Source organism: Mycobacterium persicum, assembly GCF_002086675.1.
In the GTDB taxonomy this organism is placed as follows: domain Bacteria; phylum Actinomycetota; class Actinomycetes; order Mycobacteriales; family Mycobacteriaceae; genus Mycobacterium; species Mycobacterium persicum.
Window position 1 is genome coordinate 1 of record NZ_MVIF01000052.1, and the last position, 14,197, is coordinate 14,197.

Consider the following 14,197-nt stretch of genomic DNA (forward strand, 5'->3'; position numbering starts at 1 on the left):
ACCACGATCTACACAATCGAATACGATGGCGCCGCCGACTTTCCCCGATACCCGATCAATTTCCTGGCCGACCTCAACGCCTTCATGGGCATCCAATCCCTACACGGCCAGTATGCGACTCTCACCCCCGAACAGCTTGCTACCGCCATTCCGTTGACCAACACGGTGGGCCCCACCTCGACCAGCTACTACATGATTCCCACCCCTAATTTGCCGCTGCTGGACCCGGTGCGGGCAATACCGTTCGTCGGGACGCCCATCGCGGATTTGGTCCAGCCGAACTTGAGGTATCTGATCAACTGGGGCTACGGCGACCCCGCCTATGGATGGTCGACCTCGCCGCCGAATGTGCCCACCCCGTTCGGAGTCCTGCCGCCGCTCAGCGCCACCACTTCCCTGCCAGGCTATTTGGCGATCGGAACCCAGCAGGGAATCAGCGCGTTCATGAACGACATCAGCGCCGGGATAGCGACCTTTCCCGACCTCCCGGCCGCGCTGCTGGCCGCTCCACTGGGCGCGGCCGGCTCACCGTCGCTGCTGTCCGGGCTGTCGCCGGCGGCGTTCTCCCCGACCGACTTCATCCACTTTCTGCAGTCAACGAACACGACGGTCACCAACTTCATCACCCGGACTGCTGCGACCACGTACGCGGCACTGCTTCCGACGGCCGACATCGCAAATGCGGTCTTCACCACGGTGCCGTCCTACAACGTCAACCTGTTCCTCAGCGGGATGGAACAGGCATTCACCGGTGACCCCGCCGGTGGGCTGGTCTACGCGTTCGGCGCTCCCATCGCGGCTGACATCGCGTTGGCCACCCTCTTAGCCGGCTTCCAGCTCAGGTCGTTCTTGGGGATAACCAGTCAGTTCGTTTAGTTGACGACGCTCAATGGGCCACCCTGTCCGCCCGCCAGGTCTCGCGATCCAGTGGATCCGTTGCAGGTCAACGGGTACGGACCTGAGGCGGTGCTGATCTAGTCACCGCGCTGAGCGGAGTCCGGGCGTAGCAATCGCATCTTTAACATGGACCCCAAGCCAAGTCGGTGCGCGATTTGCCCGCCTCTGAGCGACAAGCCAAGGCGCGCAACGGAATTGTCGCTCCCAGGTGGGAAAAAAAGAGACACCCCAAACCCGCGGAGATTGATGTGGCTGATGAGAAAGCCGCAGTTGGTCCTACAACTTGGGGCGCAAGGGCCGCTCGTCGACGTGCGGTTCGGCTAGTCAGCCGCCCGCTGGCCAGCCGGTCGAAACGTTCGCCGGTCTGCGGCATCGCGAAGCGAGGCACCGTCTCGAGGTCTGCTCGGAAACGCACAAAATGGCTATTCTGGCCGCTTTGGCTATACTGGTGACATGCCGACTCTGACCTACCGAAACCGCGCCGGGGAACTCGTCGACGTGCCGACCGTTGCCGCCACGCGCTTCAAGAACCAGTTCGGCGCGGTCCTCGAGAAGGCCATCGCCGACGGTGCGGTCGCGATCACCAAGCACAACACGCCGAAGGCGGTACTGGTGTCCTACGCTGAGTTCGAGATGCTGACCCGCGCGGCTACTCCCGCTCTGGACGAGTTGACCGAAGAGTTCGACCGCCTGCTGGAACGCATGCAGACGCCAAAATCCAAGGCCGCGATGGCCGCGGCCTTCGATGCCAGCCCGGAACAGCTGGGGCAGGTCGCGGTGAAGGCGGCTCGCGCGAAGCGGCGACGCTGACTGAGCCGGCTGTACGTCCTTGCCGGGGTCAACGGCGCGGGCAAGAGCTCCATCGGCGGCGCCATGTTCCGCGCTTCCGACGCCGACTACTACAACCCCGACGAGGCAGCGCGGAGGTTGATCGCGGCGAATCCGGGACTCGATCAGACCACGGCCAACGCGACGGCGTGGCGTCAGGGTAAGCGGCTGCTGGAACGGGCGATCAACGAACGCCTCGACCTCGCGTTCGAAACCACGCTCGGTGGAAGCACCATGCCCCGGCTGCTCGCCGAGGCGGCCTCACAAGGCATTGAGGTGCGAATCTGGTATGTCGGATTGGCCAGCCCGGAAGCCCACATCGAGCGAGTGCGGCGGCGAGTCGACGCGGGTGGCCATGGCATTCCCGAAGCCGACATCCGGCGTCGGTGGCGGCACAGCAGGTTGAATCTGGTGCAACTGCTGCCCGTGCTCACCGAAGTGCGCATATACGACAACTCGCAAGACGCCGACCCGGCCGAAGCCAAGGCTCCCCGCCCGATGCTCGTGCTGCACGTGGTGCGGGGAAAGATCGTGGGTCCACCGGATCTGTTGTCGACACCCGGGTGGGCCAAGCCGATTGTCGCCGCGGCAATTGAGCTGCACGGTTGACGCGGCGACAAGCGACGACCCAGCACCGTTATATCCACATCGGCTGCAAATCGCGGTAACCTCATTCTCAATACTGCCAGCAGCGCGCAAGTTGAGGAGACAACGCCTGTGACCGGCTCGAACGAGGAACCGGATGTAACGCGCGCCGACCGCTTCATCAAGACGGCGGTCGAAATTCTGGGTGAAACCGGCCGCACCGACTTCACCGTGCAAGAGGTCGTCGCGCGCTCCAAAACCTCGTTGCGGGCGTTTTACCAGCATTTCGGCAGCAAGGACGAACTACTGCTGGCCCTGTTCGACAGGACCATGGCGCAGACGGCACAGCTGTGGCGCACCGAAACCGCCGGGCTCGACAGCACCGCCGCCCTGAAGCTGGTCATCGACCGCATCAGCGCGCGACCGGAGTCCACCACCCAGGACAGCCTCAACCGGGCGCTGAGCCTCTACAACCAGTACCTGGCCGAGAACCGGCCCCGTGAATACGCGCGGGTGCTATCGCCCCTGCATCGACTGCTGCGCGATATCGTCGGGCAAGGCATCACCGAAGGAGTGTTCAACCCCGGACTCGACGTCGGGGCCGCGGCTGCCATCATCATGCAGACGGTGCTGGGTGCGCTCCGATTGCACTGGCTGGGAACCGAATTGAACGGAACGCCCATCGACGCCGGCCAACTGTACGAGTTCTGCAGCCGCGCCCTGGGCATTCGGGATGTCGACGATCAGCCGGTGTCCTCACTGGCCGAACTGTTCGCCCAGATCGGGATGCGCCCAGCCACCGCCCACGACGACGCCTTCGCGATGACGATGCCGGTCAGTCCGCAGGTGGTCAACACCTCCGGAGCGCTGCAGGGCGGCTTGATCGCCACGCTCGCCGACGTGGCCGGAGGACAGCTGGGCTTGGAGTATCTGCCGCCGGGCACCGCCATGACGACAGCCGACCTCTTCATCCGCTACCTGCGCCCCATCAGGCAGGGCTCCGCCCTCGCGGTACCGCAGGTGCTGCGGGCCGGCCGGCGATCCCTGGTCATGCAGGTCGACATCTTCGGGGACAGCGATAGCGAACTCGCGGCAACGGCAACGGTGAATTTCGCCGTCATCGACCGCAAAGACACCCCCGACAGCGGTTAGCGGAACCCTTGCGCGAGGTGGTAACGTCATTACCAGATGCTGAGAATCGAGACTTCTACAAGGAGATCGCCATGCCGTCTCGCGAGCTTCCCTTTCCGGTGTTCGACGCCGACAACCACATGTACGAGCCGCAGGAGGCGTTGACCAAGTTCCTGCCCGACAAGCGCAAGCACGTGATCGACTACGTGCAGATCCGCGGGCGCACCAAGATCGTGGTACGCGGCCATATCAGCGAATACATCCCCAACCCGACGTTCGAAGTGGTGGCCCGCCCGGGCGCCCAGGAGGAGTACTTCCGGCACGGCAGCGGAGGCAAGAGCTACCGCGAGGTGCTGGGTGAGCCGATGAAGGCGATCCCGGCCTTCCGGGAACCGGGCCCCCGGCTGGAAGTCATGGACGAGCTGGGTATCGACTACGCGCTGATGTTTCCCACCCTGGCCAGCCTGGTCGAGGAGCGAATGAAGGACGACCCGGAGATGACCCACGACGTCATCCACGCACTCAACCAGTGGATGTACGAGACCTGGTCGTTCAACTACCGGGACCGCATCTTCGCCACCCCGGTGATCACCCTGCCCATCGTGGATCGGGCGCTCGAAGAGCTGCAGTGGTGCCTGGAGCGTGGCGCTCGCACGGTGCTGGTCCGCCCGGCCCCGGTACCCGGCTACCGCGGCAGCCGCTCGTTCGGTTTCGAGGAGTTCGACCCGTTCTGGCAAGCCTGCATCCGGGCCGAGATCCCGGTTTCGATGCACGCGTCGGACAGCGGCTATTCGGAATTCATGAACGTGTGGGAACCCGGCGACGAGTTCCTGCCGTTCAAGCCGACCGCCTTCCGCAGCTTGGCGATGGGACATCGGCCGATCGAGGATGCCATGGGTGCGCTGGTCTGCCATGGCGCGCTGTCGCGCAATCCGGAGCTGCGGATCCTATCCATCGAAAACGGCGCGGACTGGGTGCCGCACCTGTTCAAAGGACTCAAGGGCGTCTACAAGAAGATGCCGAACGCATTCGGCGAAGACCCGATCGAGGCGTTCAAGCGGTGCGTCTACGTCAGCCCGTTCTGGGAGGACCGGTTCTCCGAAATCGTGAAGATGGTAGGCACCGACCGGGTGGTCTTCGGCTCCGACTGGCCGCACCCCGAAGGCCTGAAGGACCCGATTTCGTTCGTCGACGAACTTGCCGGTTTCGACCCCGAAGATGTCGCAAAGATCATGGGCGGCAACATGATCGAAGTGATGAAGGTTGAAGCACCGGCAACCAAGCCGGTCAGCGCGTAATCACCCGACCGCATCACCCGACCGCATCACGCGAAGTAGCCCAGTGCATCACACACTGGGCTACTTGGGGTTCGGGTCCGGGTACCCCGGCGAATCAGCCTTTCCCGACAATGGCGTCGCGTGCCCGGTCCAGCATTGCCGCGAACGGTCCGGCCATCAGGTTGGCGATTTGGGACTCCACCCCGGCGTGGGGTCTGGTGGGTGCGGTCGCCTCGGCCAGCTTGGCGGCGCGGCCCATCCGTTCGAGTTCGTCGCTGCTCAGTTCGTCTCCCAGCTTGGCGAACTCCTCGGTTTCTTCATGCTCGGCGTGGTCGACGACGGCATCGCGCAGCTTGGTGAGTTTGCTGGTGAACTCGGCGGTGTCGACGTCGAGCTTCTCCAGCTCGCTGAGCACGGTCTTGGCTTCGTGCTCTTCCTTCAGTCGCTGGGTGACTATCGTCTCTCCACCGGCAACCTTGCGCTTGACCCGCGGATGAACGATTTCCTCCTCGGCGGTTTCATGCACCGCCAACAAGCGACGCAGCTCGAGGAACGCTTCTTCTCGCTGTTTGCCCGAGCTGGACAACGTCTTTGCGAACAGCGATTTGATCTGCTCGTGCTGGTCGACGAGAAAGTCGATCACATCGGTCGGTGATTTCAGAGCGGCTTGCGCCATGGATGTCCTCCTCGCTCTCAATCGCTCTCAGTGCGCGTGGGCTGTTTGGTAATCGCGCGTGGTATCGGCTACCCGATCGGCAGAACCACAAACCCATACCGCAACGATCCGGACCACTGCGCCGAATCGGGCGGTTGTCAGGCCGGCAGTCTGGGTACCCGATAGACGTGCAGACGCGACGAGGACGGGCGCCTGGCGGTGGACACTCCCTGGAGCGCGACGCGTTGCCGATCGCCGATCTCGACCGAGACCAGCGCCGGGACTGGTTGAAGTCGTTGCCATTAGCCAGCATGCGCCGACCCGAAAGCTACGGCCAGATCGTCGAGCTTGCGTAGCGCATCACCCAACAGGAGGACGCGGTGAACCGGCCCGGCGAAAAGTTCGTCGCCAAGTCACCCGGGGCAGCCGATATCGACGCCGATATCGATGCAGCCGCAGCGGAATTGCTGGACGGCCACAGCAAAGAGATGACTGCGACCAAGCGGCTGAAGTGGATCACAGCAGCTGCGGCAGTTCACATTCCGGCCGTAAGCCACGCCGGGATCACGTTGATCACCCACCGCGGTGTCATCCGCTCGGTGGCGGCCAGCGACGTCGACTCCCTCATCATCGACAACATCGCGCAGCGTTATCTACAGGGCCCGTGCTTCGAAGTGCCCACGGAGCAACGAATCTGGCGGGTGAATGACGTCAACAGTGAGACCCGGTGGCCGGTGTTCACTCAGGAAGTGCTGTCACAGACCTCGGTCCGGTCGATGCTGTCGATCCAGTTGTTCGGGCACTCCGACGGCGGAGCGGTCCTGAATCTCTACGCCGAGCACCCGAATGCGTTCGACGAGCAAACCGAGGAGATTTCCTTGACATTCGCGGCACACGCGGCCATGGCCATCGAAACCGACCGCCGTACACGGGCGCGACGCGAACCACTGGTCGACCGTGACGTGATCGCGCAAGCGACCGGCGTGCTGATGGAACGCTTCAACATCGACGCGCCTGCGGCATTTGTGCTGCTGACTCAACTGTCCGCGAGGTATCGGCAGGTGCTGCCGGAGACCGCCGACCGGGTGCTCGAAACGAATGCCACCTGACTCGACCGAACTTTTGGTGCCGCGACCAGGTCGTGGGCATTGCTAATCTGATTGTTGGCCGTTGGCGAGATCCGTCGACGCGCCTGCCTTGTTGTTCGATCGGTCCGTAGGAGGGACAGCCACATGGCGCCCGACATGGACTGGGACAAGAAGGTCGGCACCCCGGAGGACGTTCGCCGGATCTTCGAGAACGTGCCCGCAATGCTGGTGGGGTTGCAGGGACCCGACCACCGCTTCGCCGCAGCCAACGCCGCGTATCGCACGCTCAGCCCGACATTTGTCGGCGTGGGACAGCTGGCGCGCGAGGTCTATCCCGAACTCGAGGCACAGCAGATTTACCACATGTTCGACCGGGTGTATCAAACCGGCGAGCCGCAGTCCGGATCCGAGTGGCGGCTGCAGGCCGACTTCGACGGTTCGGGAATCGAGGAGCGATTCTTCGACTTTGTCGTCACGCCGCGCCGCCGGGCTGACGGATCGATCGAGGGCGTGCAAATCCTCTTCGATGACGTCACAAGCCGGGTACGGGAACGGCTGGCCGCCGAAGCGCAGGTCGAGGAACTCTCCGAGCGGTACCGCCATGTCCGTGACTCGGCCATCGTGATGCAGCAGGCGCTGCTCGCTCCGTCGGTGCCCCTCGTTTCCGGCGCCGACCTCGCCGCGCAGTATCTCGTCGCCGCACGGGACACCGCGGCCGGTGGGGACTGGTTCGACACGGTGGCCCTGGGTGATCGGCTGGTGCTGATCGTCGGGGATGTGGTCGGCCATGGCGTGGAAGCCGCGGCGGTGATGTCACAGTTGCGCACGGCGCTGCGGATGCAGATCTGGGCGGGACACACCATCGTCGAAGCCCTGCAGGCGGTGGAGTCCTTCCACGATCAGGTGCCCGGCTCGACCTCGGCAACGATCTGTGTCGGCTCCCTCGACCTGGCCACCGGAGAATTCCAGTACTGCACCGCCGGGCACCCACCGCCGTTGCTGGTGACCGCCGATGCGAAGTCCCGCTACCTGGAGCCGTCGGGGGCGGGTCCGCTCGGCAGCGCAACGGGATTCCCGGTGCGTACCGAAATGCTCAACATCGACGATTCGGTCATGCTGTACACCGACGGTCTGGTCGAACGCCCGGGCAGGCCGCTGGGGGCCAGCACGGCAGAATTCGCCGAACTGGCGGCAACCATCGCCAACGGCGGCGGCTTCGTCATCGATGCGCCGGCCCGGCCCATCGACCGCCTGTGCTCGGAAACACTCGAATTGCTGCTGCGGTCCACCGGTTACAACGACGACGTCACACTGCTTGCGGCACAACGCCGGATCCCGGCGCCACCGCTGTACATGACGACCGACGCGACGATCCACGCCGCGCGCCAGATCCGCTCCCGACTCCGTGAATGGCTTGTGCAGATCGGTGCGGACTCCGCCGACATCTCCGATGTCGTGCACGCGATCTCCGAATTCGTCGAGAATGCGGTCGAACATGGTTACGGCACAGAGGTTCCCGATGGTCTCGTGATCGAGGCGACGCTGGACGGTCACGGCAAACTGCGGGCATCGGTGATCGACCGGGGCACGTGGAAGGATCACCGCGAAGGCGAAAAGGGCCGCGGGCGTGGACTCGCGATGGCCGCGGCCCTGGTCGGCGAATCGCACGTCAGGCACGACGCCGACGGGACCACGGCCACCATCACCCATCGGCTGTCCCGGCCGGCGCAGTTCGTCACCGACGCGGTGGTAAGCCGTACCGCCTTCCCGGCGGCGATCGACACGGAGTTCGTCTCGTTGGTCGCCGAGCCGGGCCGAATCGTGGTGCGCGGCGACGTCGACGCCAACGCAGCGACCACCCTGGACAGCCAGATCGCCGTCGAAAGCCGTTCGGGGCTGGCGTCTTTGACGATCGATCTCACTGCCGTCACGCACCTCGGATCAGCGGGTGTCGCCGCCCTGGTGGCCGCCCGGGACCGGGCACGTCAACAGGGCGGTGACTGCGTGCTGACGGCGCCGCCGGGCAGCCCGGCACACCACGTCTTGTCACTGGTCCGGATACCGGTGGTCAGCGGCGACGCCGAGAACGTCTTCGCCGAAGATTGACGCCGGCACTAACCTCCCACTACCGCAGCCGTTCTAAATCCGCGGTCACCGCGCCGAACACCTCGACGAGAACATTTGCCTGACGCGGGTTGACGTGTTTGGCGAACCAGCGTTCGACGCCCCGGGCATGAAGCTGCCACGCTGATTGCAGCTCACCAAGTCCTCGCGGGGTCAGCTGGACTAGCGTGGCCCGGCGATTGGCCGGATCCGGGTTACGCGCGACACGACCCGATCGTTCCAGGTTGTCAACGATCCGGGTGATCCCGCTGGCACTGTAGACCAGAGCGGCGGCCAGATCCTTCATGTATAGAGCCTGGCCGGGCGCGCGGGACAACTGCACCAGGGTGTCCAAGGTAAGCAGGCTCATGCCGCACTCGGCACGCAGCTCGGCATCGAGTGTGCGTTGCAACAACGCAGCCGAATGAATACACAGCTCCCAGGCTTGTTCCTGCTTGGGATCCAGCTCGCTGAGCCGAACACCCGCTCGCGAGTCACCGTCACTGGTTCTATTCACATGCGGATAGTAACAGAACTCACACTTGCCTTATCAATAGTTTACATGCGTACAATACCGCTATCAAATTTTGGCCGGGTTGTCATCTGGCCCAGGAGAGGAAGACATGGCGTACGTCATCACAGAACCTGACGCGTTCGGCACAGCCGCCGCCGCCTTGGCGACTGCCGGCTCGGCCGTGGCAGCACGAAATTCCGCAGCGGCTGCCGTGATCACCGCGGTGATCCCCGCAGCCGCCGATGAGGTATCGGCGCTGACCGCCCAGCGGTTCGGCATTCACGGTGAGCGCTACCAGCAGGTCAGTGCGCAAGCCTTGGCCATACACCAGGATTTCATGGCGGCCCTGCTGGCCAGCGGTCGTTCGTATGCGGCGGCCGAGGCGGCCAACGCGATGGCAGCGCACTGAAACCCGAGTACTGGCAATGGATTTCGGATCATTGCCGCCCGAAGTGAACTCGGGGCGGATGTACTGCGGTCTGGGCGCGGGACCGATGCTGGCCGCGGCGGCCGCATGGGACGAGTTGGCCGCCGAGCTGCACTCGGCGGCCGACGTGCACCGCTCGGCGGTGATAGGACTGACCACCAAATGGCAGGGTTGCGCGTCGACATCGATGGCGTCGGCGGCCGCACATAATGTGGCGTGGTTGAGCGCGACCGCTGCCCACGCCGAGCTCACGGCCACCCAAGCCAGGGCTGCGGTGTCGGCGTACGAGGCGGCGTTCGCGGCCACGGTGCCGCCGCCGGTGATCGCAGCCAACCGTGCGCTGCTGGCAGCGTTGACCGCGACGAACATCTTGGGCCAAAACGGTCCGGCGATCGCCGCCACTGAAGCGCATTACGGCGAGATGTGGGCCCAGGACGCAGCCACCATGTACGCCTATGCCGCCTCGTCGGATGCCGCGACGAGGCTGACTCCCTTCGCGCCGCCGCCGCGGACCACCGACACCGCCGCGCTGGTGTCCCACGCCGCCTCGGTCGGCCAGTCAGCCGGTGCGGAGACGCAGAAGATCGTGCACGCGGCCGTTGTGAGCTTGCAGACGCTGAATATCAGTTCCACCGTCGTCTCGGTGTTGTCACTGCTGTGCTTTGTGCCCGGTGCGCTACGGGACCTCACTATGCCCGCCGGCATGACCGTCGGGATGGTCCCCACCCAGGCAGCAGCCGACACAGTGAAAGTCGGCGGTACGGTATCGGCCGGGTTCGGCCAGGCGGCCAGGGTCGGCGGGCTATCGGTGCCGCGCATGCCCGCCAGTGCGACCGCGGCGACGATCCCCGTTCCGCAAGCACTGGCCGGCACCAGCGTCGACGCCCTGCCGGCTGTCGACTCGGTTGCACAACAGCCGGGTGTGGGAAGCGGGTTGGGCAGCCTGGTCGGCGGGATTCCCGGGAGTTCGAAATCCACGCAACAAGCCGGCAGCGCAGTTGTGCGAGACCTGTTGCGACTCAACGTCCTTCCGCAATCGCAGTACGTCGGATAGTGCCATGACGGGATTCTGGGCCCAGTTTCGCAGCTTCAGCCGACCAAGCCGCGTACTCATGATCAACCAATTCGGGGCCAGCATAGGCTTTTACATGCTGATGCCTTACTTGTCCAGCTATCTGGCCGGGACCCTTGGCCTGGCAGCGTGGGCTGTCGGCCTGGTGCTGGGTGTGCGCAACTTCAGCCAGCAGGGCATGTTTTTCGTGGGCGGTACGCTCGCCGATCGGCTCGGCTACAAACCGTTGATCGTGGCCGGTTGTCTGCTGCGTATTGGCGCATTCGGCTTGTTGGCGATCGCCCAGTCGCTATCGACGTTGTTGATTGCCGCAGCGGCAACGGGTTTCGCTGGTGCGCTGTTCAACCCGGCGCTGCGGGCTTATCTCGCCACCGAAGCCGACGACCGCCGAATCGAAGCATTCGCCACCTTGAACATGTTCAACCGAGCGGGCATCTTCCTCGGCCCGCTCATCGGTCTGGCCTTTGTGACATCGAACTTCCGGATGAGTGTCCTGGCGGCTACGGTGATCTTCGCCGTCCTTGCCCTCGCACAACTCCTGGCGTTACCGGGGCACCGGTCCGCAGATCCGGGTCCGGTCGCGCCGGCGAAGACATCGATCATCTCGGACTGGCGGGCGGTTGCGGGCAATAGATCGTTCTTGCGGTTCGCCGCCACCATGACCGGCTCCTATCTGCTGTCCTCCCAGATTTATCTGATGCTTCCCGCGCAGGCCTCAGTGGTGGCGCCACACTCCCAAGCACAATTGGTGGCAGCACTTTTCGGCACGTCAGGCCTGGTAGCGGTGGCCGGCCAGCTGCGCATCACCCGATGGTTTTCGGCACGATGGCGGCCGGGGCGCAGTGTGTACATCGGGGTGGCACTGATGGCGGCATCGTTTGCGCCGCTGGCCGCCATCCCCAACTCGCAGCGGTTAGGCACTCCAGCGGCCGTCGCGGCGTTGCTCGCCGCGGCGGCCCTGCTCGCCGTCGCCTCGGCAGCGGTGTTTCCCTTCGAGATGCACATCGTGGTGTCACTGTCCAGCGAGCGGTTGGTGGCGACCCACTATGGCTTCTACAACACCATCATCGGAGTCGGGATCCTGGCCGGCAATTTCGCGATCGGGGCGCTGCTGGGCACCGAACATCGGCTAGACAGCGACGAACTTGTATGGGCCGCACTGATTCTCGTCGGGCTAACCGCCGCGACGGGGCTTTACCGGCACGACGCCACGATCAACGCGCCCGGCCGTGCCGTACCTGATTGAACGGCACCCCGCGGTCTGCGGCGTATTCCCGCGGGAAGTTCAGCACCCGCTCACCGATGACGTTGCGCGCCATCTCGGTTGTTCCGCCGCCGATGGCGACGGACTGCCGCGCGAGGTAGCGCAGCCCGGCCTGCAGGCCCTCGCCGGGTTGCCCCACCACACCGGCGGCTCCGGCGATCGCCAGCGCGGTGTCCATCTCACACATCACCGTCTCGGCGTGGAAGAGCCTGATCAGCGTTCCACCGGCAGGCGGCAGCGTGCCGTCGCCGACGCTGCGGTAGACGTGCTCGATCAGCTGCTCGGCCACCGCGCGGTGCACCAACGCCCGGCCGGCCGTCTCCCGCACCCAATCACTGTCGGCCCGGCCGGCCTGCCGCGCGAGTTCGGCGTAGTCGACCGGTGTCGTGTGACCGCCCTCGCTGCCACCGCCGCTGGCGAACTCCGAGCCCATCCCGACCGCCCGGCGCTCGTGATAGAGCTGTCGTGAGGCCACGGCCCAGCCGTTGTTCACCTCGCCGACCACCGCATCCTCGCCGACGTCCACCCCGTCGAGGAATTCCTCGCAGAACTCCGACGAGCCGTTCACCTGGGTGATCCGGCGCAACGTGATTCCGGGGTGATCGATGGGCACCAGGAACATCGTCAGCCCCTCATGTTTGGGCACATCCCAGTCAGTGCGGGCCAGACACAGTCCGTAGTCGGCGGCGAACGCACTGGTGCTCCAGGTCTTGGCCCCGTCGATCACCCATCGATCACCGCGACGCTCGGCGCGGGTCAGGACGCCCGCCAGATCCGATCCGCCGCTGGGCTCCGAGAGCAGTTGCACCAGCACCTCGTCGCCGCGCAACGCCGCCCCGATGTGAGTCTTCTTCTGCTCCTCGCTGCCGGTGTCGAGCAGGGTGGCACAGCAGATGGTGAACGTCGGGGTGTTGAGGATCAACGGCATCTCGTAGCACCGGGATTCCTCGTCGAACGCCCGTTGGTATTCGTACGGCAGACCCTGGCCACCGTACTCGCGAGGGAAGCAGATCCCGGCGAATCCTCCTTCGTAGAGCCGCTTTTGCAGTTCTCGGGCCCGCTGCCAGGAGCGTTCGTCGTCGCGGGGCGCCGCGGGCGGTGAGATCGGGTCGACGGGTGGCATGTTGTCGGCCAGCCACGCTCGGGCCCGGGCGGCGAATTCCGCAACGGATTCGGTCGGCGTCATCGAGTCGCCTTCGCTTCGGCTTGCAGCTCGTACACCCGGCGATTGTGTTCCTCCGGCGTGCCGAACATGGCGCGGTACAACGTAACTCGCCTCAGGTACAGGTGCAGGTCATGCTCCCAGGTGATGCCGATACCGCCGTGCATCTGCACGCAACCCTGAACGATCTGTCCGGCCATTTCACCGACATAGGACTTCGCAACACTGGCCGCCCGGCCCGCTGCCGGCGAGCGCGCGCCAACCGCTTTCACCGCGGCGGCCGTGGTCGCGCGGCAGGCCTCCAGCCACAGCTTCATGTCGGCGAACTTGTGTTTGAGCGCTTGGTAGGACGCCAGCGGACGTCCGAACGTGTGTCGATCCAGCGCCCATTGCACGGTGAAGTCAAAGACCGTTTGCAGGATGCCGACCACCTCGGCGCACTGCAGTACCTGAGCGATCTGACTTTGCCGATCGATCAGCCCGGCGGTCTCGGCGGCGGTGCCGACCGTTGCCGCCTCGGCCACCACGACGCCGTCGAAATCCACCCTCGCGTAGTTCTTGACCAGGTCCAGCGACTGCTGCGGCGCAATCCGCACTCCGGGCGCATCCGCCGGCACCAGGAACTGGCGGACCTGATCACCGCACCGCGCGACCACCAGCAACAGCGCGCTCTGGGCACCGGCTTCCACCCGGTCTTTGGCGCCGTCGATGCGGTAGCCGGAGTCGACTGGTGTGGCCGTGGCCGCCGGATCCTGCGGTGACCAACCCCGGCCTGGTTCCGAGACCGCCCATGAGGCAACAACTTCGCCAGACATCAGGGACGCGATCACCCCGGCGTGCGCGTGCGACTCGGCGCAGTCGACCAACCCCGCCAGCACGGTGCTGACCGGATACAACGGGCCGGGCGCCACCGTCTTGCCCAGCTGCTCGGCGACCGTGGCCAGATCCTCGACACCGTTGCCCGAGACGCTGCCGCCGCCCAATTCCTCGGGAACCAGCAGCGCCGTCCAGCCCAGCTCAGCGGCCCGCTGCCACCACTGAGGGTCAAACGACACACCCGCCGCATGCAGCTCCCGGACATGGCGCAGCGAGGCTTCTTTTTGTAGAAATGCGTGGGTAGTGGAGGTAAAGAGTATGTTTTCGGGAGAGTCGACAGCGGTCATCATGCCGCCCGTACTCTCCTGGGCCGTCCTT

The 14,197-nt window shown here is 65.0% G+C and carries 15 protein-coding genes; 11 read left to right on the plus strand and 4 right to left on the minus strand.

The window, feature by feature from the left end; genetic code table 11:
• The 5 genes from BST40_RS16285 to BST40_RS16305 form a co-directional block, all read left to right on the plus strand.
• Nucleotides 1-876, plus strand: an 876-nt coding sequence (locus BST40_RS16285) for a PE-PPE domain-containing protein (RefSeq protein ID WP_142276746.1), incomplete at its 5' end; no start/stop codon positions are given.
• A 474-nt stretch (nucleotides 877-1,350) separates the two neighbouring features.
• On the plus strand, nucleotides 1,351-1,707 hold the full coding sequence (locus BST40_RS16290; RefSeq protein WP_083154807.1) for a type II toxin-antitoxin system prevent-host-death family antitoxin: 357 nt from the start codon (nucleotides 1,351-1,353) through the stop codon (nucleotides 1,705-1,707).
• Nucleotides 1,708-1,716: 9 nt separating this feature from the next.
• Nucleotides 1,717-2,334: an ATPase gene (locus tag BST40_RS16295; protein ID WP_259641787.1), complete on the plus strand. Its 618-nt coding sequence runs from the start codon at nucleotides 1,717-1,719 to the stop codon at nucleotides 2,332-2,334.
• A gap of 108 nt (nucleotides 2,335-2,442) precedes the next feature.
• A complete protein-coding gene (locus BST40_RS16300) occupies nucleotides 2,443-3,462 on the plus strand; it encodes a hotdog fold thioesterase (RefSeq protein ID WP_083154809.1) in 1,020 nt (339 codons plus the stop codon).
• Between the two features lie 71 nt (nucleotides 3,463-3,533).
• Nucleotides 3,534-4,739 (plus strand): amidohydrolase family protein, encoded by a 1,206-nt coding sequence (locus tag BST40_RS16305; protein WP_083154811.1) that lies wholly within the window; start codon nucleotides 3,534-3,536, stop codon nucleotides 4,737-4,739.
• Nucleotides 4,740-4,833: 94 nt separating this feature from the next.
• Here BST40_RS16305 and BST40_RS16310 read toward each other — a convergent pair whose 3' ends face one another.
• Nucleotides 4,834-5,394, minus strand: a complete 561-nt coding sequence (locus BST40_RS16310; RefSeq protein WP_083154813.1) for a hemerythrin domain-containing protein — start codon at nucleotides 5,392-5,394, stop codon at nucleotides 4,834-4,836.
• Between the two features lie 167 nt (nucleotides 5,395-5,561).
• On the opposite strand from BST40_RS16310, the gene BST40_RS30140 reads away from it, so the two are divergent.
• The 3 genes from BST40_RS30140 to BST40_RS16320 all read left to right on the plus strand — a co-directional run bounded on the left by BST40_RS30140 (nucleotide 5,562) and on the right by BST40_RS16320 (nucleotide 8,567).
• The gene (locus tag BST40_RS30140; protein ID WP_158006371.1) at nucleotides 5,562-5,729 is read left to right on the plus strand and encodes a hypothetical protein; all 168 of its coding nucleotides are present in this window, start codon (nucleotides 5,562-5,564) and stop codon (nucleotides 5,727-5,729) included.
• Between the two features lie 24 nt (nucleotides 5,730-5,753).
• Entirely contained in the window at nucleotides 5,754-6,482 is a 729-nt protein-coding gene (locus tag BST40_RS16315; RefSeq protein WP_075548439.1) for a GAF and ANTAR domain-containing protein, read from the plus strand.
• Between the two features lie 123 nt (nucleotides 6,483-6,605).
• Entirely contained in the window at nucleotides 6,606-8,567 is a 1,962-nt protein-coding gene (locus BST40_RS16320; protein ID WP_083154815.1) for a SpoIIE family protein phosphatase, read from the plus strand.
• Nucleotides 8,568-8,586: 19 nt separating this feature from the next.
• Here BST40_RS16320 and BST40_RS16325 read toward each other — a convergent pair whose 3' ends face one another.
• A complete protein-coding gene (locus tag BST40_RS16325) occupies nucleotides 8,587-9,081 on the minus strand; it encodes a MarR family winged helix-turn-helix transcriptional regulator (RefSeq protein ID WP_240316468.1) in 495 nt (164 codons plus the stop codon).
• A 106-nt stretch (nucleotides 9,082-9,187) separates the two neighbouring features.
• Between BST40_RS16325 and BST40_RS16330 the strand changes: the two genes are divergently transcribed.
• Genes BST40_RS16330 through BST40_RS16340 form a run of 3 tightly spaced genes read left to right on the plus strand, consistent with a single transcriptional unit; the run spans nucleotide 9,188 to nucleotide 11,823 of the window.
• Nucleotides 9,188-9,487 (plus strand): PE family protein, encoded by a 300-nt coding sequence (locus BST40_RS16330; RefSeq protein ID WP_075548441.1) that lies wholly within the window; start codon nucleotides 9,188-9,190, stop codon nucleotides 9,485-9,487.
• Nucleotides 9,488-9,503: 16 nt separating this feature from the next.
• Nucleotides 9,504-10,559, plus strand: a complete 1,056-nt coding sequence (locus BST40_RS32570; protein ID WP_075548442.1) for a PPE family protein — start codon at nucleotides 9,504-9,506, stop codon at nucleotides 10,557-10,559.
• Between the two features lie 4 nt (nucleotides 10,560-10,563).
• Nucleotides 10,564-11,823, plus strand: a complete 1,260-nt coding sequence (locus BST40_RS16340) for an MFS transporter (RefSeq protein WP_075548443.1) — start codon at nucleotides 10,564-10,566, stop codon at nucleotides 11,821-11,823.
• On the opposite strand, the gene BST40_RS16345 is transcribed toward BST40_RS16340, so the two are convergent.
• Complete coding sequence (locus BST40_RS16345; protein WP_075548444.1) at nucleotides 11,792-13,027, minus strand: acyl-CoA dehydrogenase family protein; 1,236 nt, start codon at nucleotides 13,025-13,027, stop codon at nucleotides 11,792-11,794. The two genes, BST40_RS16340 and BST40_RS16345, sit on opposite strands and share 32 nt — an antisense overlap.
• Entirely contained in the window at nucleotides 13,024-14,166 is a 1,143-nt protein-coding gene (locus BST40_RS16350) for an acyl-CoA dehydrogenase family protein (RefSeq protein WP_083154828.1), read from the minus strand. The genes BST40_RS16345 and BST40_RS16350 overlap by 4 nt, the downstream gene beginning before the upstream one ends.
• Between the last annotated feature and the right edge of the window lie 31 nt (nucleotides 14,167-14,197).

What these genes read in the sequence shown, in the direction of transcription:
- BST40_RS16330 (WP_075548441.1), top strand. Translation starts at nt 9,188, where the DNA reads ATGGCGTACGTCATCACAGAACCTGACGCGTTCGGCACAGCCGCCGCC.
- BST40_RS32570 (WP_075548442.1), top strand. Translation starts at nt 9,504, where the DNA reads ATGGATTTCGGATCATTGCCGCCCGAAGTGAACTCGGGGCGGATGTAC.
- BST40_RS16290 (WP_083154807.1), top strand. Translation starts at nt 1,351, where the DNA reads ATGCCGACTCTGACCTACCGAAACCGCGCCGGGGAACTCGTCGACGTG.
- BST40_RS16320 (WP_083154815.1), top strand. Translation starts at nt 6,606, where the DNA reads ATGGCGCCCGACATGGACTGGGACAAGAAGGTCGGCACCCCGGAGGAC.
- BST40_RS16345 (WP_075548444.1), bottom strand. Translation starts at nt 13,027, where the DNA reads ATGACGCCGACCGAATCCGTTGCGGAATTCGCCGCCCGGGCCCGAGCG.
- BST40_RS16310 (WP_083154813.1), bottom strand. Translation starts at nt 5,394, where the DNA reads ATGGCGCAAGCCGCTCTGAAATCACCGACCGATGTGATCGACTTTCTC.
- BST40_RS16340 (WP_075548443.1), top strand. Translation starts at nt 10,564, where the DNA reads ATGACGGGATTCTGGGCCCAGTTTCGCAGCTTCAGCCGACCAAGCCGC.
- BST40_RS16350 (WP_083154828.1), bottom strand. Translation starts at nt 14,166, where the DNA reads ATGACCGCTGTCGACTCTCCCGAAAACATACTCTTTACCTCCACTACC.
- BST40_RS16305 (WP_083154811.1), top strand. Translation starts at nt 3,534, where the DNA reads ATGCCGTCTCGCGAGCTTCCCTTTCCGGTGTTCGACGCCGACAACCAC.